The organism is uncultured Kordia sp., assembly GCF_947496985.1.
Classification (GTDB): Bacteria; Bacteroidota; Bacteroidia; order Flavobacteriales; family Flavobacteriaceae; genus Kordia.
On sequence record NZ_CANMEZ010000005.1, the window covers coordinates 138,491 to 163,015 of the forward strand.

The 24,525-nt window shown below is 35.7% G+C and carries 34 protein-coding genes; 29 read left to right on the forward strand and 5 right to left on the reverse strand.

What is annotated here, in order from left to right; genetic code table 11:
- Window positions 1–76: 76 nt before the first annotated feature.
- From Q0828_RS14455 to Q0828_RS14475, 5 genes are all read right to left on the reverse strand, one after another.
- Window positions 77–1,705, reverse strand: coding sequence for an aryl-sulfate sulfotransferase (locus Q0828_RS14455; protein WP_298422387.1), 1,629 nt, complete (start codon window positions 1,703–1,705; stop codon window positions 77–79).
- A 135-nt stretch (window positions 1,706–1,840) separates the two neighbouring features.
- Window positions 1,841–2,740, reverse strand: a complete 900-nt coding sequence (locus tag Q0828_RS14460; RefSeq protein ID WP_298422390.1) for a hypothetical protein — start codon at window positions 2,738–2,740, stop codon at window positions 1,841–1,843.
- 12 nt (window positions 2,741–2,752) lie between these two features.
- On the reverse strand, window positions 2,753–4,438 hold the full coding sequence (locus Q0828_RS14465) for a SusD/RagB family nutrient-binding outer membrane lipoprotein (protein WP_298422393.1): 1,686 nt from the start codon (window positions 4,436–4,438) through the stop codon (window positions 2,753–2,755).
- Window positions 4,439–4,449: 11 nt separating this feature from the next.
- Window positions 4,450–7,692 (reverse strand): SusC/RagA family TonB-linked outer membrane protein, encoded by a 3,243-nt coding sequence (locus tag Q0828_RS14470; protein WP_298422395.1) that lies wholly within the window; start codon window positions 7,690–7,692, stop codon window positions 4,450–4,452.
- A 113-nt stretch (window positions 7,693–7,805) separates the two neighbouring features.
- A complete protein-coding gene (locus Q0828_RS14475; RefSeq protein ID WP_298422398.1) occupies window positions 7,806–9,431 on the reverse strand; it encodes a hypothetical protein in 1,626 nt (541 codons plus the stop codon).
- Window positions 9,432–9,673: 242 nt separating this feature from the next.
- Between Q0828_RS14475 and rpsL the strand changes: the two genes are divergently transcribed.
- The 29 genes from rpsL (at window position 9,674) to rpsK (ending at window position 24,478) form a co-directional block, all read left to right on the forward strand.
- Window positions 9,674–10,048, forward strand: a complete 375-nt coding sequence (gene rpsL / locus Q0828_RS14480; RefSeq protein WP_007094992.1) for a 30S ribosomal protein S12 — start codon at window positions 9,674–9,676, stop codon at window positions 10,046–10,048.
- Between the two features lie 24 nt (window positions 10,049–10,072).
- Entirely contained in the window at window positions 10,073–10,549 is a 477-nt protein-coding gene (rpsG, locus tag Q0828_RS14485) for a 30S ribosomal protein S7 (RefSeq protein ID WP_298422403.1), read from the forward strand.
- A gap of 18 nt (window positions 10,550–10,567) precedes the next feature.
- Entirely contained in the window at window positions 10,568–12,700 is a 2,133-nt protein-coding gene (gene fusA, locus Q0828_RS14490; RefSeq protein ID WP_298422406.1) for an elongation factor G, read from the forward strand.
- A 10-nt stretch (window positions 12,701–12,710) separates the two neighbouring features.
- Window positions 12,711–13,016 (forward strand): 30S ribosomal protein S10, encoded by a 306-nt coding sequence (gene rpsJ, locus Q0828_RS14495; RefSeq protein ID WP_007094989.1) that lies wholly within the window; start codon window positions 12,711–12,713, stop codon window positions 13,014–13,016.
- Between the two features lie 155 nt (window positions 13,017–13,171).
- Window positions 13,172–13,789 carry a 50S ribosomal protein L3 gene (gene rplC, locus Q0828_RS14500; protein WP_298422410.1) on the forward strand — a complete coding sequence of 206 codons (618 nt, stop codon included), beginning with the start codon at window positions 13,172–13,174 and terminating at the stop codon, window positions 13,787–13,789.
- Entirely contained in the window at window positions 13,789–14,418 is a 630-nt protein-coding gene (rplD, locus tag Q0828_RS14505) for a 50S ribosomal protein L4 (RefSeq protein ID WP_298422414.1), read from the forward strand. The genes rplC and rplD overlap by 1 nt, the downstream gene beginning before the upstream one ends.
- An 8-nt stretch (window positions 14,419–14,426) precedes the next feature.
- On the forward strand, window positions 14,427–14,717 hold the full coding sequence (gene rplW, locus Q0828_RS14510; protein ID WP_298422417.1) for a 50S ribosomal protein L23: 291 nt from the start codon (window positions 14,427–14,429) through the stop codon (window positions 14,715–14,717).
- A 13-nt stretch (window positions 14,718–14,730) separates the two neighbouring features.
- Window positions 14,731–15,555 carry a 50S ribosomal protein L2 gene (gene rplB / locus Q0828_RS14515; protein ID WP_298422420.1) on the forward strand — a complete coding sequence of 275 codons (825 nt, stop codon included), beginning with the start codon at window positions 14,731–14,733 and terminating at the stop codon, window positions 15,553–15,555.
- A gap of 3 nt (window positions 15,556–15,558) precedes the next feature.
- The gene (gene rpsS, locus Q0828_RS14520) at window positions 15,559–15,837 is read left to right on the forward strand and encodes a 30S ribosomal protein S19 (protein ID WP_072303192.1); all 279 of its coding nucleotides are present in this window, start codon (window positions 15,559–15,561) and stop codon (window positions 15,835–15,837) included.
- 9 nt (window positions 15,838–15,846) lie between these two features.
- Entirely contained in the window at window positions 15,847–16,254 is a 408-nt protein-coding gene (gene rplV, locus Q0828_RS14525; RefSeq protein ID WP_046756860.1) for a 50S ribosomal protein L22, read from the forward strand.
- Between the two features lie 10 nt (window positions 16,255–16,264).
- Window positions 16,265–16,987, forward strand: coding sequence for a 30S ribosomal protein S3 (rpsC, locus tag Q0828_RS14530; RefSeq protein WP_298422435.1), 723 nt, complete (start codon window positions 16,265–16,267; stop codon window positions 16,985–16,987).
- A 20-nt stretch (window positions 16,988–17,007) separates the two neighbouring features.
- Window positions 17,008–17,427, forward strand: a complete 420-nt coding sequence (rplP, locus tag Q0828_RS14535) for a 50S ribosomal protein L16 (RefSeq protein ID WP_298422438.1) — start codon at window positions 17,008–17,010, stop codon at window positions 17,425–17,427.
- 13 nt (window positions 17,428–17,440) lie between these two features.
- Window positions 17,441–17,632 carry a 50S ribosomal protein L29 gene (gene rpmC / locus Q0828_RS14540; RefSeq protein WP_298422441.1) on the forward strand — a complete coding sequence of 64 codons (192 nt, stop codon included), beginning with the start codon at window positions 17,441–17,443 and terminating at the stop codon, window positions 17,630–17,632.
- 18 nt (window positions 17,633–17,650) lie between these two features.
- Entirely contained in the window at window positions 17,651–17,908 is a 258-nt protein-coding gene (rpsQ, locus tag Q0828_RS14545; protein ID WP_007094979.1) for a 30S ribosomal protein S17, read from the forward strand.
- Window positions 17,909–17,910: 2 nt separating this feature from the next.
- Complete coding sequence (rplN, locus tag Q0828_RS14550) at window positions 17,911–18,279, forward strand: 50S ribosomal protein L14 (protein ID WP_007094978.1); 369 nt, start codon at window positions 17,911–17,913, stop codon at window positions 18,277–18,279.
- A gap of 13 nt (window positions 18,280–18,292) precedes the next feature.
- Window positions 18,293–18,604: a 50S ribosomal protein L24 gene (gene rplX / locus Q0828_RS14555; RefSeq protein ID WP_298422445.1), complete on the forward strand. Its 312-nt coding sequence runs from the start codon at window positions 18,293–18,295 to the stop codon at window positions 18,602–18,604.
- Between the two features lie 2 nt (window positions 18,605–18,606).
- A complete protein-coding gene (gene rplE, locus Q0828_RS14560) occupies window positions 18,607–19,158 on the forward strand; it encodes a 50S ribosomal protein L5 (protein ID WP_298422447.1) in 552 nt (183 codons plus the stop codon).
- A 2-nt stretch (window positions 19,159–19,160) separates the two neighbouring features.
- Entirely contained in the window at window positions 19,161–19,430 is a 270-nt protein-coding gene (gene rpsN, locus Q0828_RS14565; protein WP_046756854.1) for a 30S ribosomal protein S14, read from the forward strand.
- A gap of 61 nt (window positions 19,431–19,491) precedes the next feature.
- Window positions 19,492–19,890, forward strand: coding sequence for a 30S ribosomal protein S8 (rpsH, locus tag Q0828_RS14570; protein ID WP_298422451.1), 399 nt, complete (start codon window positions 19,492–19,494; stop codon window positions 19,888–19,890).
- 18 nt (window positions 19,891–19,908) lie between these two features.
- Window positions 19,909–20,451: a 50S ribosomal protein L6 gene (rplF, locus tag Q0828_RS14575; protein WP_298422454.1), complete on the forward strand. Its 543-nt coding sequence runs from the start codon at window positions 19,909–19,911 to the stop codon at window positions 20,449–20,451.
- A 9-nt stretch (window positions 20,452–20,460) separates the two neighbouring features.
- Window positions 20,461–20,814, forward strand: coding sequence for a 50S ribosomal protein L18 (gene rplR, locus Q0828_RS14580; RefSeq protein ID WP_298422457.1), 354 nt, complete (start codon window positions 20,461–20,463; stop codon window positions 20,812–20,814).
- 6 nt (window positions 20,815–20,820) lie between these two features.
- The gene (gene rpsE, locus Q0828_RS14585) at window positions 20,821–21,345 is read left to right on the forward strand and encodes a 30S ribosomal protein S5 (RefSeq protein ID WP_298422460.1); all 525 of its coding nucleotides are present in this window, start codon (window positions 20,821–20,823) and stop codon (window positions 21,343–21,345) included.
- A gap of 12 nt (window positions 21,346–21,357) precedes the next feature.
- Window positions 21,358–21,537, forward strand: a complete 180-nt coding sequence (gene rpmD, locus Q0828_RS14590) for a 50S ribosomal protein L30 (protein WP_298422463.1) — start codon at window positions 21,358–21,360, stop codon at window positions 21,535–21,537.
- 15 nt (window positions 21,538–21,552) lie between these two features.
- Window positions 21,553–22,005, forward strand: a complete 453-nt coding sequence (gene rplO, locus Q0828_RS14595) for a 50S ribosomal protein L15 (protein WP_298422467.1) — start codon at window positions 21,553–21,555, stop codon at window positions 22,003–22,005.
- A gap of 15 nt (window positions 22,006–22,020) precedes the next feature.
- Entirely contained in the window at window positions 22,021–23,361 is a 1,341-nt protein-coding gene (secY, locus tag Q0828_RS14600) for a preprotein translocase subunit SecY (RefSeq protein ID WP_298422470.1), read from the forward strand.
- A gap of 2 nt (window positions 23,362–23,363) precedes the next feature.
- On the forward strand, window positions 23,364–23,579 hold the full coding sequence (infA, locus tag Q0828_RS14605; RefSeq protein WP_046756846.1) for a translation initiation factor IF-1: 216 nt from the start codon (window positions 23,364–23,366) through the stop codon (window positions 23,577–23,579).
- Between the two features lie 4 nt (window positions 23,580–23,583).
- On the forward strand, window positions 23,584–23,700 hold the full coding sequence (gene ykgO, locus Q0828_RS14610; protein ID WP_007094966.1) for a type B 50S ribosomal protein L36: 117 nt from the start codon (window positions 23,584–23,586) through the stop codon (window positions 23,698–23,700).
- Window positions 23,701–23,702: 2 nt separating this feature from the next.
- The gene (gene rpsM, locus Q0828_RS14615; RefSeq protein WP_298422480.1) at window positions 23,703–24,077 is read left to right on the forward strand and encodes a 30S ribosomal protein S13; all 375 of its coding nucleotides are present in this window, start codon (window positions 23,703–23,705) and stop codon (window positions 24,075–24,077) included.
- Between the two features lie 11 nt (window positions 24,078–24,088).
- The gene (gene rpsK / locus Q0828_RS14620) at window positions 24,089–24,478 is read left to right on the forward strand and encodes a 30S ribosomal protein S11 (RefSeq protein ID WP_108115112.1); all 390 of its coding nucleotides are present in this window, start codon (window positions 24,089–24,091) and stop codon (window positions 24,476–24,478) included.
- Window positions 24,479–24,525: the final 47 nt, after the last annotated feature.

Here is a 24,525-nt window from a genome sequence, read left to right on the forward strand (position 1 = left end):
AGTTTGCAATTTATTTAAGTTAAATAGTATGTATCTTCCGTATTGAAGTAATATTTTAGCCTAATGAAGTAAAATGTTATTGTTTTAGGACTTTAGTCGTAGTGACTTTAGTATTATTATATAATTTTAAAATATACATTCCAGTTTTTTGACTAGTTAAGTCAATTGTATTGTCATTTGTGGTTATAAGAAGTTTACCTAATAAATTATATACTTCTACTTTTTGTATTTCTCCTTGTATGGTAAGTATGTCTTTTACAGGATTTGGAATTAATGAGTATGTTTGATTTTCAACTTCATCAGTGCTTAAAAGAGTACATGCTGTTAAGTCTGGGTTAAGCTCCACTGGAGCACTAGGTGTTAAATTCCTATTAGCAAATGCAGGATAGTCACTTGCATAACGTAAGACTCTAAATGTTAAGTTTGGTGAGGCTGTAGAATCATCACCTTGAGAAAGAATTCCTGTAGGTGTTACTGGATTGATATATTCCCAAACAATCTCTTCTGTAGGCGTAATTTCAAAGAAATACCCATCATCTCCATCACAAATAAGAGTGTTTCCGTTAGGAAGTCTTTGTCCACTTGAAAGGATTCTTGAATAAAAATCAGTTTCTACAGGGGCTTTGTAAGTGTAGTCTGTATTTGCTGGGCCATATGCAGTTCCTGGAGTATACGTATAAACGCCTTCTGAATCTTCGGGTGGTGTTATAATATCTATTTGTGATACACTTGGAAGGCGATTGAAGCCATTGTTAAATACTATGATTTTTCGAGCATCTTGGAGTCCATCAGCAATAAAATGTGGGTAATGTTGGCCAAATAGTTTTTGATCGGAAACTGTTCCTCTTTTGTAAGATTGTGGATTTCCCCAACGGTATAAAAAGTCTCCTCCTCGGTTTCTATCTCCCCCTGAATTTGTAGCAGCTTCAGCTGTTGTAGTACTATGGTCTATGATGTAAATTTCACTTAAAAGCCGTGAGCTGATTACAATTTGATCTAACCTTTCATCATATTGAATGGAATTAAAGTGCAGCCAATTCGCATTTCCCGCAGAGTTTCCTAAAAAATTAATGTCTAGTAGTTGTGGATTGTTTTCAACTACTCCGTAATTATCTTTAGTTGGATCTAAATCTTGAATCAAGTGATCTTTTACATTCCATTCCCATACAATAGTTGCATTATTACTTCCAAGGATAGGTTGTAATTCAAGTATTTGTTCATTAAATAATTTCCCTTGTGTAAGATTGCTAGAGTTTCTTCCTGCTTGAATTGCTTCTGTATCTGTCATTGTTGTTACGGCAAGCATTAAGACGTTTCCGTTAGGCATGGGGAAAACATCGTGATGTTGTGAAACTGTGGTAGTAGAGTAGGTGTATTCCCAAAGTAAATTACTATCCCAATCATATAATTCTACTTTTCCTCCAACGCCACCAAAGTTAACGTTAGCATTTGCGACTCTCCCTGCACGTAATAAATTACCATTTTCAAGAAGATATACTGCATTCCCTGGGCCAACTGTGCTTGTCCATTGATTTACAACTTCCCCACAGTTGTTTATTAAATATGTTTCGGTGTGTCCAGCAGGAGCGAATAAGGTGTAGCCATCAAAAGTACCTTGGTTATTAATAATGGTGCCTACTGTATTTTGTGAATTTACGCAGAGAGTTATTAATAAAGTGAGGTGTAGTAAAATATAATTTTTCATAGCAATTTTGTAATTGTAAAAATCTCAATTGATTTTCAAGGACGAAAAGTAAAGAATATTCAACTAAAAAAAAACTGCTCACGAATAATATTCATGAGCAGTCTTATTTATGATTGATTTTTAAAGAAAATCTATCTATTCATTACATAGGTTTAATGCAATTGGTCCAGCTGCAGATCCTGATGTGTAAGCAGCAACTAAGTTTCCGCTAGGAGCATAAATTTCAAAAGAAATTTCTCCGTAGTTATCTCCTGGGAAGAACCAGTCTGCAGATACAGTTCCTGCTGGAATTGTGATCGTGTCAGTACCGTCATTTGACTCATCAATACAGTCAAATGTGTTTGCTTCATATGGAGTACATAGTCCAACTTCAAATACAGTTCCATCATCTAATGTGATAGTGATAGGGGCAGAGCTATTACCAATAGTTTGCCATCCATCTCCATAAGAATCATGCATGTCTATTGTCCATACACCTGGAGGTGGTGGAGCAAGGCATACAACTGTTGATGAGAATGTGTGATCAGCTGATTGATTGTCAAAATTAGAACTTACGTCAGAGAAAGTTCCTTGAGAATTTGTGACAGCTAATCTGTAAGCAAATGTGTCTCCACCTTCTAAAGCTGAAGCGTCAATTCCTAAAGCAGAAATGATACTTCCTCCATCAAAGGCTACATTTACTTCTGGATAGCCTCCGTCAGCAGGAGTTGTAAAACTAGAAGCGCTTACAGTTGCTAATAATGTTTCTGAAGCAGTAATGTTTTCTCCATCTAAGCTAACATATACATCTACTTTGGTAATATCTGTTCCTCCGGCTGGAGAAATTAATTGATAGTCCTTGGAGAAGCTTGAGCTACTTGGATCTAATTTATTAACATTTGTAGATCCATTGGTAGTTATTTCTGTAGCGAATGGCACTCCAGAATTAATCAATTCGTCAAACTGGACAGGTAATGTCTCGTCATCCGAACAGCTACTGAACGCTAAAGTCATAGCGCCGAGTACTAAGAATGATTTTAATAATTTATTTTTCATAATTTATCTTTTTTATTGAATAAATCCAGCAGGATTATTATCCCAGAATACTTGTTCTGATAATCCAGGCTTCTGAGTGATATTTATATTTCTATCAACCGTAACGTTTGGATATAAGAATGATCTTGGGAATCCTCCTGTTCCTAGTAATGTAGGTTGTAAGTTGTTAGGAGCTCCAGTTCTTCTGTAAAGATTGTATCCTTCAACTCCATTTCCATACATAGCTAACCAGTATTCTTTACCAATAATAGCCATTCTTTCAGTGTCATTAGCTGCAGCCATATATGCAGTCATTACCGCAGTAACGTAATCATTGATATCTGTAGCGTCAGATGTATTTGTGAAATCAGCAGGGTTTGGTAAAAATCCAATTACTGTGTTCATGGAAGATCTGATTCCTTGCTCAAGCATTGCTTCAGGAGTGTCAGCTGTTCCTAAAAATAAAGCAGCTTCTGCTCTCATGAAGTATACGAAAGAATCCATCATGATTGGCCATATTCCAGCACCGTCTAAACCATCTCCAGAGTCAATACTGTCAGCATCATTATCATCAAAACGTCCACCAGCAGGATATACTCCAAATGTTGATCTTTTTGCATTATCTGGTGGAATACCATCAGCTTCTGCATGATCTCTACCCCAGTATCCATCTCCTCGTCCAAATAAAGAACAGAATGGTAATGGAACAGCTTGCATTGCGTCAATTGCTGCATATGTAGCAGGTCTTGGGTCATTCCAACAATCAATTTCGTTGTCTAGTGTGGCAGGATCTGTTGGGAAAGCACCTACTTGTCTGTATGTGTAATATCTCAATCTTGGATCGTCAGTACCTTTTTCAAGTGTTAATGCCCACATTAAATAATTAGGGATATACTCTCCAGGGTTTGCAGCTTCATATTCTTCTACGTAGTAAGGGTGCTTACTTTGTGGATTGTCTGCAGTTCCAGAAGTCCACTTGAAATCATCTTCACTTGATGTAATAAGATCTCCAGCTGTTAAAAGTGCATTGATTCCTGCGGTAGCACCAGCTGGATCAATAAGTCTTCTATTTAAATAGTACTTGAGTTTAAGTGTGTTTAAAAATTTTGTCCATTTAGTCATTGAATTACTGCTTCCTTCTCCATAAAATAAATCGTTAAAGGTTGGAGTATTTCCATCTATACTGGCAAAGTCAGCTAATGCTAAGTCTAATTCAGCTAAAGCTGCCGCATATACATCAGCTCCTGGATCAACATTAGGGAAAACTTCTCCTGAATCACCTTGTAATGCTTCTGAGTAAGGAACATCTCCAAAGTAATCTACAAGTGTCATTAATGTGTATGCTTTAATAATTCTAGCAACACCAGTGTGACGAACACTTCCGCTATTTGTAGCAATTGGAATTAATGCTTGAACTTCATTTAAAACGTCAGCATATCCAATACGCCACATTCCTCCTAAATTTGCATTAGAATTGTTGAAGTTAACTTCGTATGTGTCAAACATGTACTCTAAACGTACAGTTTCTGCACCTGCCTCTGTTGCTTCTGCAAAGAATGAAGCAAAGTTGAACTGGATGAAATTTAAACTTCCATCTTCATTTAATGTCTCTGGCGAGGGTACATTCGGGTCTACTAGTAAGTCTAATTCTGTTGTTTCACAAGAGAATACAAGTATTAGTGCTAGCAACCAAAATAATTTGTTATTTTTTATTTTCATTGTCATTTTTTTTAGAATGTTACTTTTATACTCATACCATATCTTCTAGAATTCCAAGAAGTTAAGTAGTCAAACCCTTGAGAGTTACCAACACCTAAACTGTTCAATTCAGGATCGTAGTTTACACTATCAGGTGTGTTGAATGCTTTTACCCATAGGTTTTGACCTGAAACTGTAAGAGATACATTCCCGAAAGGAGTTCTTTCTAACCATTTCTTAGGTAATCTATAGCTAATAGATGCTTCTCTTAATCTAATATGTGTAGCATCATAAATTAATAGTTCATCAGTACCGAAACCAATATTGTTAAAGTATGCTTCAGTTGATGTTACTTGAATGTCATTTGGTTGTCCTGTAGATTGACGTACACCTGGTAAAACAATACTTTGTGTTCTGTCAAAATCAGTATCTTCAACTAATCCTCTACCAACTAGTGCTCCTACGGTCGTAGCGTAGATGTCTCCACCTTTTTGGTATTCCCATTGCATGTTAAATGATAAGTTTTTCCAAGTAAATCCTGTGTTTACTGTAGTAAACCAGTCTGGGTTTGGGTCACCAATTATACCATTTGTAGGATCTTGAATCCAGTATCCGTTTTCGTCAACCAAACGGTTGCCAGCATCATCTCTTAGAACTCTACTACCAACAATAACACCTAACGGCTGTCCGTTAATTGCTGCGTTTGCAGGAGTTGCGAAGATACCTCCGTAAAGGATTTGCTCTCCATCATCAAGACCTTTTACTTCACTTTCGTTTTGAGTGAAACTACCAGAAAGTTTAAATTCGAAGTCTTCTGTTTTAATAGGAGTAATGTCATAAGAAATTTCAAAACCTTCGTTGATTACATTACCAATGTTTGTGAATGTACTTGTGTATCCTGTTTCAGGAGCTAAAGGTCTTTGGATAATTTGATCTTCCGTATCTCTGCTATAATATGTGAATTCTAATCCAACTCTGTTGTTTAAGAATCTAGTTTCAACTCCAAATTCAAGCTCTTTAGATAATTCCGGCTTTAATGCAGGATTAGGTAAGAAGTTAGGAATACCTGTTGTTACAGTTCCGTTTCCTCCAGCAGTTTGGAAAATGTTAGGTACTAACGATATAACACTTCTTGTGTTGTATGGTCCAGGGAAACCTGGAGAAGTACCGTAACCAGCTCTTAACTTTAAAAAGTTTAATCCTCCTTCAGATCTGATTTCAGGGAAAGCAGATGTTGGAATGAAAGACATACTTACACCAGGAGAAAACTGAGACCTGTTTTGTTGCTCTAATGTAGAGTTCCACTCGTTTCTCGCTGTAGCGTTTAAGTATAAGAAGTTTTTGTATGATAATGTACCTGAAGCATATAATGCAACGTTGTTTTGTTCATTAAATGTTTGGTATGTAAGATTGTTGTCAGCAAACACTGTTCCTTCAATAATTGTACTAGAGTTGCTGAAGTTTAAGTGATTCCATAGCCCAAATACAATCTGATCTCTACTTTCGGATCCATCACGCTCAAAAACTTGACGCTTAGATGTTCCACCAATAGTAGCTTGAATTGCGAAATCCTCATTAATTTCTTTGTCGATAGACGCTAATAAAGAGTGATCCCAAATTGTAAACCTCTCAGAGGTAGTTTGTAAATATCCATTAGGATGAAGTCCATCATTAGATCCTTTGTTAATTACACGTCTAGATCTTGTGTTTTGACTATCAAGTCCTAATCTATAGCTAACTGTTAGCCAATCTGCAGCTTCATAAGAAGTAACGAAGTTTGCAAAAACACGGTCAGTGCTATTCTTATCCTGTGTGTTGTTTAGTACCCATCTTGGGTTTGTACGGTCATTTCCACCTCTATACCAAACACTTTCTCCTGTTACTGGATGTTGTGATGGTAAGTTGATATCTACACTTCGTGGTAAATAAAGAATATTCCAGATAGAAGCAATACCTCCAGTTCCAGCTGTAGAAGATGTTACGTCACTACCAGTAGAAGCATCAGTAAATGGACTTCTAATATCTGTTTTTGCTAAACTAATTTTACCAGAAACAGTAAATTTATTTGACATTTTGAATCTTCCACCTACAGAGAAGTTATCTCTTCGTAAGCTATTGTTTGGAATAAATGATTGATCATCAACATGTGCATAAGAAGCATTGAAACTTCCTTTGTCTGAAAATGCTCCGGCAACGTTTACAGAAGTACTGCTAATTGTACCTGTTTTGAAAAATTCTTTCTGACTGTCATAAGGTCTGTATTCTACATTTGGAGTGTCTAATCCAGGTCTTCCTGGGAATAAAACTGATGGCTCAACACCGAAGTTATTCAAGATAGATGTTCTAAATGCATTATCAATAGTAGCTTGACTATCAAAACGAGCTCCCCAGTTACTAAAGAAGGCTCCGTATACGTTTTGGAAACCGTTACCCCAAGTATCTTGGTAATCTGGTAAAACAATGCTGTTAAAGAAAATAGATTGGTTTACAGTAACCTCCATTTTTTTATTGGCATCTTTTCCAGTTTTTGTAGTAATTAAAATTACCCCATTACGTCCTTCACCTCCATAAAGAGCAGTTGCACTTAAACCTTTTAAGATACTTACGCTTTCAATGTTGTTAGGATCGATATCGGCAAATCTACTACTTACGTTACCAGATTGGAAATCAGCTGAACTAGCAGACTGGTTTGCACCACCTGATGATCCGTCAAATGGAACACCATCTACAATAAATAAAGGTTGGTTTCCACCCGTAATAGAAGACTGCCCTCTAATAATGATATTAGAACCACTACCAGATACACCTCCAGAACCAGTAATCCTAACCCCAGAAGCTTTACCACGTAATATCTTACCGATATCCGTATCTGCTTTCTGCTCTAGGTCTTTACTGTCTACAGTTGTTACTGCATATCCTAAGGCTTTTTTCTCTTTCTTAATACCTTGCGCAGTAATAATCACTTCTTCAAGTTGATTGTCTGCAGGTTCTAAAGAAATGTCAATTTTGTTTGAAGCTCCGACAACAACTTCTTTTTTGCCGTAACCAATGTAACTAAATACTAAAGTTTGTCCTTTACTAGCTTTAATGTTGTAAATACCATCAAAATTAGTAGACACTCCTGTATTTGTTCCTTTGATTACTACACTAGCTCCCGGTAACGGAAGGCCAGATTCGTCGGAAACAGTACCAGAGACTGTTTGTTCTTGTGCAAGCGCTAGCTGCACCATTAACGCTAATAAAAGCGTTAATACTCCATTAAACTTTGTTCTCATTGTGTTAATTATTTGAATTAGCTATTCCAAAAATCATAATAATATGTTAATATTCCTATTTTTTTAAGGAAAAAAGTGACTATAATTCAATAAAAAATAGGATTAAGTCTTTGTTAAAAGGAAGTGGATAGACTTATATGGACCTTAGATTCAGAGAGTTTAATGCTAGAATTGTCAGTTTTTCCAACAGCATAATTAATTTTTAAGAGACCTGATTTAGATCGAATTCCTAGTCCGAAGCCAAAACCGTAGAGTTTTGCAGTGGTATTTGTGAGGTCGTCCTGAAAATATGTGAAGTCTATAATTGAGTGTACATAGGAGTTTCTTGATAGGATATATCGGTACTCTGTATTGATGGTGCTGTATAGTGTAGCTTCTAAGCTATTTTCGTTAAAGCCTCTAATGGATTGGATTCCTCCAAAGCGTAATTTTTCATTTGTGAGATAGGTGTCAGAAAATAAAGCTTCAGAAGTGTTGTTTATGTAGATGAAGTTTCTGTTGTTGAGTTCCCATAAATGATTTCCAGTAAATGAGACTTTGCTTTGTTTGTTCTTTTCGGAGTCGTTTTTTCGATTTCCTACTTGCCCTTCTAGGTTTACAGTGGTTTTGTTGGGAAATATACTGTAACTGTTGTTGCGTTTATTATAAGTGTATCCAGCAGTGGTAAAAAAACTTTTATAATCATCAATTGCGGTATTTGAATTGTCATCTAAAAGGTTGTTTGATTCTATTTGTTGTATTCCTATATGAACTTGATTGTTTTGATTGATCTGATAAAAAGTTTTGAAAGTTGTATTTACAGTTGTAAATAAAGAATCGCGTTTAAAAATGTCTAGTGCAGCATTTATACCAATTGGAGAATTGAATATATATGGAATCCTTAAGTCGGCCAAAAACTTAGTTTGCTTATTTCCGTCATTCTTCCATAAAATATTAAACTCCTCTCCCGAATTTAAATTATTAATTAGTTTCAAATCAAGGTAGCCGTTCAATTTTAAGTTTCCAGTATCTTCATCTGAATTAAATCCGATAAAACCATCGAAGAAATTGCTCTTTACTTTTTCTACATATATATATAAAGTAGTAGAGTCTTTAGTGAATAATAATTCGGGATCTTTTAATTGTTGTGCAAAACGAAGTTGATCAATTCGTTTCGTTTGTGTTGTAATTTCTTCTTTGTTGAAAACTTTAGAGGTGAGTCTTAAGTAGTTTTTTACATAAGACTTTGGAAACTTTTCGTATCCTTTAATAATAACTTTGTCTAATCTTCTTTTTTCAATGACTTTAATGTCTAGATCTGCAAGAATAGTGTTTTCTTGTTTGGCAATGTTTTTAAGCTGGACTTCTGCGAAAGGATTTCCTGTGTTTTGGAAGTTTTCAACCAATGCTTCTAAGAAAGGAGTCAGATTTTCTGGAGTAATGGTGAGATGAGAATCTGTAAAATCTAGACTGAACGCGCTTAAAACATCTAAATTCATTTTCTCTTTATTGTAATTTATTTTTAGAGAGTTGTATTTTGAATTTAATTTGAAAATACTCTGATATGTGGAGTCGTTTATTTTTTCAAGTTCTGAGTAAGAAGCGTCAAAATAGCCAATAGTGAAGAATGCTTTTTGAAGCGAATTGAGTTCATCTAGAATAGATTTTATATTTTCGTGCGATTTTTTATAGTTCGTACCATCAATAATGATTTGTTCATTTTCGTTGCTTCCCTTTACGTTTAGTGTTTGACTATTCATATATGAAAAACAAAAAAGTAAAAAAAATAAAGGATAAATATGTCGTGGTAAATTTTTCAAACTAAAAAGTGAATGCGAATGTTGTCAAAGTAACGTAAAAAAACAGGAATTAATGTGTGTGAAAGCTTTAAAAAATTAATCTTATTGAAAATTAAGTCGTTAAGATTTGAATAATTGGAAATAATACTTACCTTTGCCGCCCTCTAAAGAGGGTTTTAACATCAAAATATATTTAATAATAGATGCCAACAATTTCACAATTAGTAAGAAAAGGAAGAGCCAAAATAACTAAGAAGAGTAAATCGGCTGCTTTAGATTCTTGTCCTCAGAGACGTGGAGTTTGTACACGTGTTTACACAACAACGCCAAAAAAACCGAATTCAGCAATGCGTAAAGTTGCAAGGGTTCGTTTGACAAATGGTAATGAAGTGAATGCATACATTCCAGGAGAAGGACACAATCTACAAGAGCACTCGATAGTATTAGTTAGAGGTGGAAGGGTAAAAGATTTACCAGGAGTTAGATATCATATCGTTCGTGGAGCTTTAGACACCGCAGGTGTAGAAGGAAGAACACAACGTAGATCTAAGTACGGTGCAAAACGCCCAAAGAAGTAATTTTAAAACTTTTAATGTAAAGACATGAGAAAAAGTAAGGCGAAAAAGAGACCTCTTTTACCGGATCCAAAGTTTAATGACCAATTAGTTACACGTTTCGTGAATAACTTAATGTGGGATGGTAAAAAGTCAGTAGCATTTAAGATTTTCTATGATGCAATTGATATTGTAGATTCAAAGAAAACAGACGAAGAAAAAACAGCTTTAGAAATTTGGAAAGAAGCATTGTCTAATGTAATGCCGCATGTAGAAGTTCGTTCGCGTAGAGTGGGTGGAGCTACATTCCAAATTCCAATGCAAATTAGACCAGATAGAAAAGTATCAATTGCTATGAAATGGCTAATTAGCTATTCACGTAAAAGAAACGAGAAGTCAATGGCTTTAAAATTAGCTTCTGAAGTATTAGCAGCAGCTAAAGAAGAAGGTGCGGCAGTTAAAAAGAGAGTAGATACTCATAAGATGGCTGAAGCAAATAAAGCATTCTCACATTTTAGATTTTAATCAGACACAACTAAAGAAATGGCTAGAGATTTAAAATATACTAGAAATATCGGTATCGCTGCTCACATTGATGCTGGTAAAACAACAACTACAGAGCGTGTATTATATTATACAGGTGTAAGTCACAAAATTGGAGAAGTGCACGATGGTGCTGCAACAATGGACTGGATGGAGCAAGAGCAAGAGCGTGGTATTACAATTACGTCTGCTGCTACAACATGTACATGGCAATTCCCAACAGAAAATGGTAAGCCAACTGCTGATGCAAAAGGATACCATTTTAATATTATTGATACTCCAGGTCACGTTGATTTTACGGTGGAAGTAAACCGTTCATTGCGTGTGTTGGATGGGTTAGTTTTCTTATTTAGTGCAGTTGATGGTGTTGAGCCGCAATCTGAAACTAACTGGAGACTTGCTGATAATTACAAAGTTCCAAGAATTGGATTTGTAAACAAGATGGATCGTCAAGGTTCAAACTTTTCTATGGTTTGTAAGCAGGTGAAAGAGATGTTAGGTTCTAACGCTGTGCAAATTGTATTACCGATTGGAGAAGAGATGGACTTTAAAGGTATTGTTGACTTGGTGAAAAACCGTGCTATTGTTTGGCATGATAACACGCAAGGAGCTACTTTTGATGTGATTGATATTCCAGAAGAATTAAAAGAAGAAGCTGCTGAAGCACGTGCTTTATTAATTGAAGAGGTTGCGACGTATGACGAGAACTTGTTAGAGAAGTTCATGGAAGATGAAAACTCTATCACTGAAGAAGAAGTTCATGCTGCATTAAGAGCTGCTGTAATGGATATGGCAATCATTCCAATGATTTGTGGTTCTGCATTTAAAAACAAAGGAGTTCAATTCTTGTTAGATGCTGTTTGTCGTTACTTGCCTTCTCCTTTAGATAAAGAAGATATTAAAGGTACAGATCCTGATACAGGAGATGTAATCACGCGTAAGCCAGATGTGAAAGATCCTTTCGCTGCATTAGCATTTAAAATTGCTACAGATCCATTCGTAGGTCGTTTAGCATTTTTCCGTGCATATTCAGGAAGGCTAGATGCTGGTTCTTATGTGTTAAATAATCGTTCTGGTAAAAAAGAGCGTATTTCACGTATCTATCAAATGCACTCTAATAAGCAAAATGCAATCGATTATATCGAGGCAGGAGATATTGGAGCAGCTGTAGGTTTTAAGAGTATTAAAACTGGAGATACACTTTCTGATGAAAAGAATCCAATTATTTTGGAATCTATGGACTTCCCTGATCCAGTAATTGGTATCGCGGTTGAGCCTAAAACGAAAGCTGATGTTGATAAATTAGGAATTGCTTTAGGTAAATTAGCTGAAGAAGATCCTACGTTTACAGTTAAAACTGATGAAGCTTCAGGTCAAACTATTATCTCGGGAATGGGAGAGCTTCACTTAGATATTATTGTAGATCGTTTAAGACGTGAGTTTAAGGTTGAAGTGAATCAAGGTGAGCCTCAGGTTGAGTACAAAGAAGCGTTAACAAAATTAGCTGAGCATAGGGAAACTTATAAGAAGCAATCTGGTGGGCGTGGTAAATTTGGAGACATTGTTTTTGAAATGAGCCCAGTGGATGAAGATTTCGAAGGTACTGGATTGCAATTTGTTGATCAAATTAAAGGTGGTCGTATTCCTAAAGAATTTATTCCTTCTGTAGAGAAAGGTTTTGCAACAGCAATGTTGAATGGTCCTTTAGCAGGATTCGAAATGGATTCTATGAAGATTGTTTTAAAGGATGGGTCTTTTCACCCTGTAGATTCTGATGCATTATCATTTGAATTGGCAGCGAAGATGGGTTATAAGGCAGCGGCGAAAGCAGCGGGAGCTAAAATCCTTGAGCCAATCATGAAGTTAGAAGTGTTAACTCCAGAAGAAAACATGGGAGATATTGTAGGTGACTTAAACCGTCGTCGTGGACAAGTATCTGACATGTCTGATAGAGCTGGTTCTAAAGTTGTAAAGGCTACAGTGCCATTATCTGAAATGTTTGGATATGTTACTTCTTTAAGAACATTGTCATCTGGTAGAGCAACTTCAACAATGGAATTCTCTCATTATGCAGAAACTCCTTCTAATATTTCTGAAGAAGTAATTGCTAAATCAAAAGGTGTAACTGCTTAAAACTAAGAAAATGAGTCAAAAAATTAGAATAAAATTAAAATCATACGATCATAACTTAGTTGATAAATCAGCTGAGAAAATCGTAAAAACAGTAAAAACTACAGGTGCTGTAGTAACTGGGCCAATTCCGTTACCAACACACAAAAAAATCTTTACTGTATTACGTTCTCCACACGTAAACAAGAAATCAAGAGAGCAATTTCAATTAAGTTCTTATAAGAGATTACTAGATATTTATAGTTCTTCTTCAAAGACAATTGATGCGCTTATGAAACTTGAATTGCCAAGTGGGGTTGAAGTTGAGATCAAAGTGTGATCATAAAAGCTAAAAGAGAATCTTTTAGTAACATGTCCGGAGCGTTTCGCAAAGGAAAAATGGAAAAATACATCAAACAGGGTTGAAGTATTTGACCCTGTTTTTTTTAAGGCTTTAAGAAATAAAGCAAATAATAATAAATTAAATTAATAAATATGTCTGGGTTAATCGGAAAAAAAATCGGCATGACTAGCATCTTTGACGAGAATGGAAAAAACGTTCCATGTACTGTTATTGAGGCTGGACCTTGTGTTGTTACCCAAGTCAGAACCAATGAGGTTGACGGGTATGAAGCTCTTCAACTTGGTTTCGATGACAAGGCAGAAAAACGTGCTTCAAAAGCGGCTAATGGTCACTTTAAAAAAGCAGGTACTTCGCCTAAGTATAAAGTTGTTGAATTCCAAGGATTTGAGAAAGAGTATAAATTAGGAGACAGTATCACTGTAGATCACTTTGCAGAAGGTGAATTTGTAGATGTTGCTGGTACTTCAAAGGGTAAAGGATTCCAAGGGGTTGTAAAACGTCACGGATTTGCTGGAGTTGGTCAAGCCACTCACGGTCAGCATAACCGTCTTAGAGCGCCAGGATCTATTGGAGCTGCATCTTACCCTGCACGTGTATTCAAAGGAATGCGTATGGCAGGAAGAATGGGTGGAGATAAAGTGAAAGTTCAAAATTTAAGAGTTTTAAAAGTTGTTCCTGAGAAGAACTTGATAGTTGTCAAAGGATGTGTTCCTGGGCACAAAAACGCTTATGTAATCGTTCAGAAGTAATGGAAGTAGCAGTTTTAGATATAAACGGAAAAGAAACAGGTAGAAAGGCAAACCTTTCTGATGCTGTTTTCGCTATAGAGCCAAATGATCATGCAGTATACTTAGACGTGAAGCAATATCTTGCGAATCAAAGACAAGGAACGCATAAGGCGAAAGAAAGAGCTGAAATCGTAGGTAGTACTAGGAAGATTAAAAAGCAAAAAGGTACTGGTACGGCGAGAGCAGGTAGTATTAAAAACCCATTATTCAAAGGTGGAGGTAGAGTTTTTGGTCCAAGACCAAGAAGTTATTCTCAAAAATTGAATAAAAATGTAAAGAGATTGGCTAGAAAATCAGCTCTTGCATTAAAAGCAAAAAGCGAGTCAATCATCGTTATTGAAGACTTTAATTTTGATACTCCTAAGACTAAAAATTTCATCAATGTATTGAAAGCTTTAGGGTTAGATAGTAAAAAATCGCTATTTGTGTTGGGTGATTCAAATAATAATGTATATTTGTCGTCACGTAATTTGAAAACCTCTGAGGTTTTAACTAGCTCAGAATTAAGCACTTATAAAATTGTTAACGCAAATAGCGTAGTTCTTTTCGAAGGTGCATTAGAAGGAATTGAGTCAAATTTAAGTAAATAAGGAACCAAATGAGCATCTTAATTAAACCAGTTGTAACTGAAAAAGCTACTGCTGATAGTGAATTAAATAATCGTTACACTTTCTTAGTAAATGTAAATGCTAATAAAGTTGAGATTAAGAAAACTATAGAAGCTACTTATGGGGTTTCTGTAGAGAAAGTTCGTACTATGAATTACGGACCTGATAGAAAAACACGTTACACGAAGACTGGTATTCAGCATGGGAAAACTAACGCAACGAAAAAAGCGATAGTTGATGTAGCGGAAGGAGATATTATTGATTTTTATAGCAATATATAAGTAAAGACAAAAAATGTCAGTAAGAAAATTAAAACCAATTACACCAGCTCAGCGTTTTAGAGTAGTTAATGGATTCGATGCCATTACTACTGATAAGCCGGAAAAGAGTTTACTTGCACCGAAAAAGAGGTCTGGTGGTAGAAACAATCAAGGGAAAATGACCATGCGTTACATCGGAGGTGGTCATAAGAAAAGATATCGTATTATCGATTTCAAAAGAAACAAAAAAGAAGTTTCTGCTGAAGTAAAATCGATTGAGTATGATCCAAATAGAACTGCTTTCATTGCATTAGTTCAGTATGCTGATGGTGAAAAACGTTATATCATCGCTCAAAATGGTTTGAAAGTAGGACAGTCTGTTGTTTCAGGAGAGAAAGTTGCTCCAGAAATCGGAAATACAATGCCTTTGAGTAATATTCCTTTAGGAACTATTATTTCTTGTGTAGAATTACGTCCAGGACAAGGAGCTGTTATGGCTCGTAGTGCAGGAGCGTTTGCTCAATTAATGGCACGTGATGGAAAATACGCTACAATCAAATTGCCTTCAGGTGAAACTAGAATGGTAATGGCTAACTGTTTAGCGACAATTGGAGCTATCTCTAACTCTGATCACCAGTTATTAGTATCTGGTAAGGCAGGTAGAGGAAGATGGTTAGGTAGAAGACCAAGAACTAGACCAGTAGTAATGAACCCTGTCGATCACCCAATGGGTGGTGGTGAAGGTAAATCTTCTGGAGGACACCCAAGATCTAGAAACGGAATTCCAGCTAAAGGATACCGTACAAGATCTAAGACGAAAGCAAGTAATAAGTATATTATAGAACGTAGAAAGAAATAAGACATGGCAAGATCATTAAAAAAAGGACCTTACGTTCACTATAGTTTAGATAAAAAAGTTCAACAAAATGTTGAGTCAGGAAAGAAAGCTGTGATCAAAACTTGGTCAAGAGCATCTATGATTACTCCAGATTTCGTTGGTCAAACTATTGCTGTGCATAACGGTCGTCAGTTCGTTCCTGTATATGTTACTGAAAACATGGTAGGACATAAATTAGGAGAATTTTCACCAACAAGATCATTTAGAGGTCATGCAGGTGCAAAAAATAAAGGAAAAAAATAATAAGAGGCTATGGGAGTTCGTAAAAGAGAAAGAGCAGAGCAAATCAAAGAGGCTAAGAAAAGCATAGCCTTTGCAAAGTTGAATAACTGCCCTACTTCGCCAAGAAAAATGCGCCTAGTAGCGGATTTAGTAAGAGGTAAGAAAGTAGAAATAGCGCTTCATATATTAAAATTCAGTCAAAAAGAAGCATCACGTCGTTTAGAAAAATTATTGTTGTCTGCAATTGCAAACTGGCAAGCTAAAAACGAAGATGCAAGCGTTGAAGAAGCTGAATTATTTGTAAAAGAGATCAGAGTTGATGGTGGAAGTATGTTGAAAAGACTACGTCCAGCTCCACAAGGTCGTGCACATAGAATTAGAAAACGTTCCAACCATGTTACATTGGTGTTAGGAGCTAATAATAATACACAAAGTTAAGATAAGAAGTATGGGACAAAAGACAAATCCAATCGGAAATCGCCTTGGTATTATCAGAGGATGGGAATCTAACTGGTACGGAGGTAATGACTATGGAGATAAGCTTGCTGAGGACGATAAAATCAGAAAGTATATCCATGCTCGTTTATCTAAAGCTAGTGTTTCTAGAGTAATCATTGAGCGTACGCTTAAACTTGTAACCGTTACTATCACTACGGCACGTCCAGGTATCATTATTGGTAAAGGAGGTCAAGAGGTAGACAAGTTAAAAGAGGAGCTTAAGAAGATTACAGGTAAAGAAGTACAGATCAATATCTTTGAGATTAAAAGACCTGAACTTGATGCAAACTTAGTTGCGGCTAGTATCGCTCGTCAAATCGAAAACAGAATTTCGTACAGAAGAGCTATCAAAATGGCTATCGCTGCTGCAATGCGTATGAATGCAGAAGGTATTAAAGTGCAAATTTCTGGACGTTTAAACGGAGCGGAAATGGCAAGATCAGAATCTTACAAAGATGGTCGTATTCCTTTATCAACTTTCAGAGCAGATATCGATTATGCATTACATGAATCTCACACTACTTACGGTAGATTAGGAGTAAAAGTATGGATAATGAAAGGTGAGGTTTATGGAAAAAGAGAATTATCTCCATTAGTTGGAATGGCTAAAAAACAGTCAGGAAAAGGTGGAAATAATTCAGGTGGAAAAGGAAAATCTCGTCGTAGAAAGTAATTTTTTAAAGGTAAAGAAAAATGTTACAGCCAAAAAGAACAAAATATCGTAAAGTACAGAAAGGGCGTATGAAAGGGAACTCTGGAAGAGGTCACTTGCTTTCTAACGGTATGTTTGGTATCAAATCATTAGATGCAAATTTCTTGACATCTCGTCAAATTGAAGCAGCCCGTGTTGCGGCAACACGTTTCATGAAAAGAGAAGGTCAATTATGGATCAAGATTTTTCCAGACAAGCCAATTACAAAGAAGCCATTAGAAGTGCGTATGGGTAAAGGTAAAGGTGCACCAGAATACTGGGCAGCTGTTGTAAAACCTGGAAGAATAATTTTTGAAGTAGGAGGCGTTCCTATGAACGTTGCTAAAGAAGCATTACGCTTAGCTGCTCAAAAATTACCAGTTAAAACTAAGTTTATTGTAGCTCGAGATTTCGAAGCTTAATTTTTAATAAGTTATGAAACAATCAGAAATTAAAGAATTATCTGTAGCTGAGTTACAAGAGAAATTGAAGGAGTCTAAAAAAAGCTACGCTGATTTAAAATTTGCAAACGCTATTTCTCCTCTAGAAAATCCAATTCAATTGCGATTTGCGAGAAGAACAGTTGCTAGAATAGCTACTGAACTAACTAAAAGAGAATTGCAATAAATTGAATTCTACTGACAGATGGAAAAAAGAAATTTAAGAAAAGAGAGAATAGGTGTTGTTACTAGTAATAAAATGACGAAATCAATCGTGGTTTCTGAAGTAAAACGAGTAAAGCATCCTATGTACGGAAAGTTCGTGTTAAAAACTAAAAAATACGTTGCACACGACGAAAAGAACGATTGTAACATTGGTGATACAGTTAAAATAATGGAAACACGTCCATTAAGTAAAACTAAATGTTGGAGATTAGTTGAAATCATTGAAAGAGCTAAGTAATTATGGTACAACAAGAATCAAGATTAAAAGTAGCAGATAACACGGGAGCTAAAGAAGTTTTAACTATCCGTGTTCTAGGTGGAACAAAAAGACGTTACGCTTCAGTTGGAGACAAAATTGTTGTAACTGTAAAAGATGCAACTCCTAACGGAAGTGTAAAGAAAGGACAAGTTTCTACAGCAGTTGTTGTACGTACTAAGAAAGAAGTAAGAAGACCAGATGGATCTTATATTAGATTTGATGATAATGCTTGTGTTCTTTTAAACCCAACTGGGGAAATGAGAGGTACACGTGTTTTCGGACCGGTTGCAAGAGAACTTCGTGATAAACAATTCATGAAAATAGTATCATTAGCACCAGAGGTACTTTAATACATTATTTAAGATGACAAAACTAAAGATAAAATCAGGAGATACAGTACGCGTTATTGCTGGAGACCATAAAGGTTCTGAAGGTAAAGTGCTTTCTGTACTTCGTGAAAAAAACAAAGCGATTGTTGAAGGAGTAAATATGGTATCTAAGCATCAAAAGCCTAGTGCTCAAAATCCTCAAGGTGGAATCGTTAAAAAAGAAGCGCCTATCCAAGTGTCTAACCTATCTTTGTTAACTTCTAAAGGAGAAACAACAAGAGTAGGATACAGAGTGGAAGGAGACAAGAAAGTAAGGTTTTCTAAAAAATCTAATGAAGTAATATAGTTATGGCTTACATTCCAAGATTAAAACAAGAGTATAAGGATAGAGTTATCCAAGCTCTTACAGAAGAATTCAGTTACAATAACGTAATGCAAGTGCCAAAACTTGAAAAAATAGTTTTAAGTAGAGGTGTTGGTGGAGCTGTAGCTGATAAGAAATTAATTGATCATGCTACAGATGAGTTAGCAAAGATTACTGGACAGAAAGCAATTGCTACAATATCTAAAAAGGATGTCGCTACTTTCAAATTACGTAAAGGAATGCCAATTGGTGCAAAAGTTACGTTAAGAGGAGAGAAGATGTACGAGTTCTTAGATAGATTGGTTACTTCAGCCTTACCACGTGTAAGAGATTTTGGTGGAATCAAAGCAAATGGATTCGACGGAAGAGGTAATTATAACTTAGGAATTACTGAGCAAATTATCTTTCCAGAAATAAATATCGATAAAGTGAACAGAATTGCAGGAATGGATATTACATTTGTAACTTCTGCTTCAACTGATAAAGAAGCTAAATCATTATTAACTCAATTAGGGTTACCTTTTAAAAAGAATTAATTATGGCTAAAGAATCAATGAAAGCCCGTGAGGTGAAAAGAGCAAAAACGGTTGCTAAATATGCTGAGAAAAGAAAAGCTTTAAAAGAAGCTGGAGATTACGAAGCATTACAAAAGTTACCTAAAAATGCTTCTCCAGTTCGTATGCACAACCGTTGCAAACTTACTGGAAGACCAAAAGGGTATATGCGTCAATTCGGTATTTCTCGTGTTATGTTTAGAGAAATGGCCAACAAAGGGTTAATTCCTGGAGTTAAAAAGGCAAGTTGGTAAAATTATAAATTGGTTTCAGGTTCGATAAAATGTCGAAAACCAAAACCGCAAATTGATAAATATGTATACAGATCCAATAGCGGATTATTTAACTAGAGTTCGAAACGCTAGTAGAGCAGGACACAGAGTTGTGGAAATTCCAGCTTCTAAGCTAAAAAAAGAAATTACTAAGATCTTATTTGATCAAGGATTTATCTTAAGCTACAAGTTTGAAGATACAACGGTTCAAGGAAGCATCAAAATCGCTTTAAAATACGATAAGATGACGAAAGATCCTGTAATTAAAAAAATTCAGAGAATCAGTACACCAGGTTTACGTCAGTATGCTGGTGCTAACGAACTTCCAAGAGTATTAAACGGATTAGGAATTGCAATCGTATCTACTTCTCATGGAGTAATGACAGGAAAGCAAGCTAAGCGTGAAAATGTTGGTGGAGAAGTTTTATGTTACGTTTACTAATAAAAAAGACTTACGAAGATGTCAAGAATAGGTAAAAACCCAGTAAGTATTCCAGCAGGAGTTACTGTAGATATAAAAGAAGGTCAGGTAACCGTAAAAGGTAAATTAGGAGAATTGACACAAACGATTGACGGTATTACTGTTAAACAAGAAGAAGGTCAATTAGTACTAGAACGTCCATCTGAAAGTAAAGATCATAGAGCAAAACACGGTCTATATAGAGCACTTCTTAACAACATGGTTGAAGGTGTATCTAAAGGATTCACAAAGGAGTTAGAATTAGTTGGAGTTGGATACAGAGCAAGTAACCAAGGACAAAGACTAGAATTAGCTTTAGGATTCTCTCACAATATTGTAATTAACTTAGCTCAAGAAGTAAAAGTTGAAACAATATCTGAGAAAGGAAAGAACCCAATTATAAAATTAACTTCTCACGACAAACAATTAGTAGGACAAGTTGCCGCTAAAATCCGTGGATTCCGTAAGCCAGAACCTTACAAAGGAAAAGGAGTTAAATTTGTTGGAGAAGTATTAAGAAGAAAAGCAGGTAAATCAGCTTAATAATTAATTATGGGATTATCAAAGACTGAAAGAAGAAACAGAATCAAAAACAGAATTAGAAAAATCGTTGGCGGTACAGAAGCTAGACCAAGATTAGCTGTTTTTAGAAGTAATAAAGAAATTTATGCTCAGATCATTAATGATGTAGACGGTAAAACAATTGCTGCAGCATCATCACGTGATAAAGATATCAAAGCCGAAGGAACAAAAACAGAGGTTGCTGCCCTAGTAGGGAAAACAATTGCTGAAAAAGCTCTAAAAGCTGGTGTCGAAACAATCGCATTTGATAGAGGTGGATATTTATACCACGGAAGAGTAAAATCATTAGCAGAAGGTGCTAGAGAAGGAGGACTTAAATTCTAAGAAACTATGTATCAGAAATACAAAAACGCAGAATTAGTAAAGCCAGGTGGACTAGAATTAAAAGATCGTTTGGTAGGAGTACAACGTGTAACTAAAGTAACTAAAGGTGGTAGAGCTTTTGGTTTCTCAGCTATCGTAGTTGTTGGAGATGAAAACGGTGTTGTAGGACACGGTTTAGGAAAATCGAAAGACGTTGCTACAGCAATTGCAAAAGCAATTGAAGATGCTAAGAAAAACTTAGTTCGTATACCTTTGCAAAATGGAACATTACCACATGAGCAAAAAGGTAAATACGGTGGAGCTAGAGTATATATCCAACCAGCATCTTCCGGTACAGGAGTTATTGCAGGTGGAGCTGTACGTGCAGTATTAGAAGCTGTCGGAGTTCATAACGTATTATCTAAGTCACAAGGATCATCTAACCCTCATAATGTAGTAAAAGCAACATTTGATGCTTTATTACAATTAAGAGATGCAGGTATTGTTGCAAGACAAAGAGGAGTTTCTTTAGAAAAAGTATTTAAAGGATAAATCAAGGATAAAATGGCAAAAATTAAAGTAAAACAAGTAAGAAGCAAAATTAGTCGTCCTCAAAATCAAAAGAGAACACTAGAAGCGCTAGGTCTTAAAAAGATCGGTCAGGTTGTAGTACACGATGCTACACCAAACATCCTTGGAATGGTAAATAAAGTTAAACATTTAGTTTCTGTTGAAGAAGCTTAAAAATAACAACTAGTTATGGATTTAAGTAACTTAAAACCAGCTGAAGGTTCAGTTCAAAGTAATAACAAAAGAGTAGGTAGAGGACAAGGTTCTGGAAAAGGTGGTACGGCAACACGTGGTCACAAAGGAGCTAAATCTCGCTCAGGTTATTCAAAGAAAATTGGATTTGAAGGTGGTCAAATGCCTTTACAAAGACGTGTTCCTAAGTTTGGATTTACAAACATCAACCGTAAGGAATATCAAGGTGTAAACCTTGATAGACTACAGGAATTAGTAGACGAAGGTAAAATCACAGATTCTGTTGATTTAAATATATTAATAGCGAATAGAGTAGCTAGAAAAACTGATTTAGTAAAAATCCTTGGAAGAGGTGAACTAAAAGCAAAATTAAAGGTTACAGCTCACAAATTTACAGCTTCAGCTAAAGCAGCTATAGAAGCAGCAGGTGGGGAAGCAGTAACTTTATAATTTCTACAAAGAAGCATGAAAAATTTTATTGACACAATAAAAAATATTTGGAATATAGAAGAACTAAAAAATAAAATTTTAGTTACTCTAGGACTTTTACTCGTGTATCGTTTCGGTGCACAAGTAAGTCTTCCAGGTATGGACTATACAAAACTTGGCGCAGATTTCGCCGGAAACTTTCAAGGTGGTGGAATCGGTAATCTTCTAAATATGTTTACAGGTGGAGCTTTTGCAAAAGCATCTGTATTCGCTTTAGGAATTATGCCATACATCTCTGCTTCAATTGTGGTTCAGTTGATGGGAATTGCAATTCCTTATTTACAAAAACTCCAAAAAGAAGGAGAAAGTGGTCGTAAAAAAATTACGCAAATCACTAGATGGTTAACAATTGTAATATGTTTGGTACAAGCACCTTTCTATTTATGGGGACTAGGAGCATTAGGTGTTCCTGATGAAGCTTTCATGATGGGTAAAGGACTTGACTTTATCATTCCTTCTGTAATCATTCTTGTAACTGGTACTATCTTTGCGATGTGGTTAGGAGAAAAAATTACCGACAAAGGTATTGGTAACGGTATTTCACTATTAATCATGGTAGGGATTATAGCGAACATGCCTGCAGCATTTGTACAAGAAGTTGCTTCTAATTCAGATAAGCCAATGCTTATTCTTATAGAAATTGTAATTTGGTTATTAATCATTTTAGCAAGTATTTTATTGGTAATGGCAGTTCGTCAAATACCTGTACAATATGCTAGAAGAACCGCTAGTGGTGGATACGAAAAAAATATCTTCGGAGCAAGACAATTTATTCCATTAAAATTAAATGCATCTGGTGTAATGCCAATCATTTTTGCGCAAGCATTAATGTTTGTACCTACAGCAATTGGAAACGGATTAGATGATACATCTGCTGGACAGTGGATGCTCGCTAACTTCCAAAATGTATTTGGATTATGGTATAATGTCTTATTCGCTTTCTTAATTATAATTTTTACATATTTCTACACAGCTATTACTGTTCCTACGAACAAAATGGCTGATGACTTAAAAAGAAGTGGTGGATTTATTCCTGGAATTCGTCCAGGTGGAGAAACAGGAGAATATTTAGATAAGATAATGTCACAAATAACATTGCCAGGATCAATATTCTTAGCATTGATCGCAGTATTTCCTGCAATCATTGGTACGATATTAGGAATTCAGCAATCATGGGCATTATTCTTTGGTGGAACATCGTTGCTAATTATGGTAGGAGTTGCCATTGATACTATGCAACAAATAAACTCATACTTGTTGAACAGACATTATGATGGTTTAATGAAAACTGGTAAAAACCGTAAAGTAGTTGCATAATTATGGCTAAACAAGCTGCAATAGAACAAGACGGAACAATCATAGAAGCATTGTCAAATGCAATGTTCCGTGTAGAATTAGAAAACGAGCATATCGTGACGGCTCACATCTCAGGAAAAATGCGTATGCATTATATCAAATTATTACCTGGTGATAAAGTGAAACTAGAAATGAGCCCATACGATCTAACAAAAGCAAGAATTACTTATAGATACTAAAATCATGAAAGTAAGAGCATCAATAAAAAAGAGAAGTCCCGAGTGCAAAATTGTGCGTCGTAAGGGGAGATTATACGTAATCAATAAAAAGAATCCTAGATTTAAACAAAGACAAGGATAGTTATGGCAAGAATCGCAGGAGTAGACATTCCAAAGCATAAGAGAGGAGTTATCGCATTAACATACATCTTTGGAGTCGGAAGAAGTAGAGCTAAAGAAGTTTTAGCTAGCGCAAAAGTAAGTGAAGACACTAAAGTTTCAGACTGGAACGATGAAGAAATTGGTCGTATTCGTGAAGCTGTAGGAACATACACAATTGAAGGTGAATTACGTTCTGAAGTTCAATTAAACATCAAGCGTTTAATGGACATCGGTTGTTACAGAGGTATCCGTCATAGATCTGGACTTCCATTGAGAGGTCAAAGAACTAAAAACAACTCTAGAACAAGAAAAGGTAGAAGAAAAACTGTTGCTAACAAGAAGAAAGCAACTAAATAATAATTTGTAGTATGGCAAAGTCTAGCAAGAGTACAAAAAAACGTAAAGTAATCGTTGAGTCAGTTGGAGAAGCACACGTAACTGCATCTTTCAACAATATCATTATATCGCTTACAAACAAAAAAGGAGATGTGATTTCTTGGTCATCTGCTGGTAAAATGGGTTTTAGAGGTTCTAAAAAGAACACTCCATATGCTGCACAAACTGCAGCTGAGGATGCATCTAAAGTTGCACACGAAGCAGGATTACGTAAAGTAAAAGTATACGTAAAAGGTCCAGGTAACGGTAGAGAATCAGCTATCAGAACAATCCATAATGCAGGAATCGAAGTAACAGAAATTATTGACGTTACTCCATTACCACATAATGGATGTAGACCTCCAAAAAGAAGAAGAGTATAATTAAATTAATTTTCACATTGAGAGATTAACGATTATCGAAGGAGAAC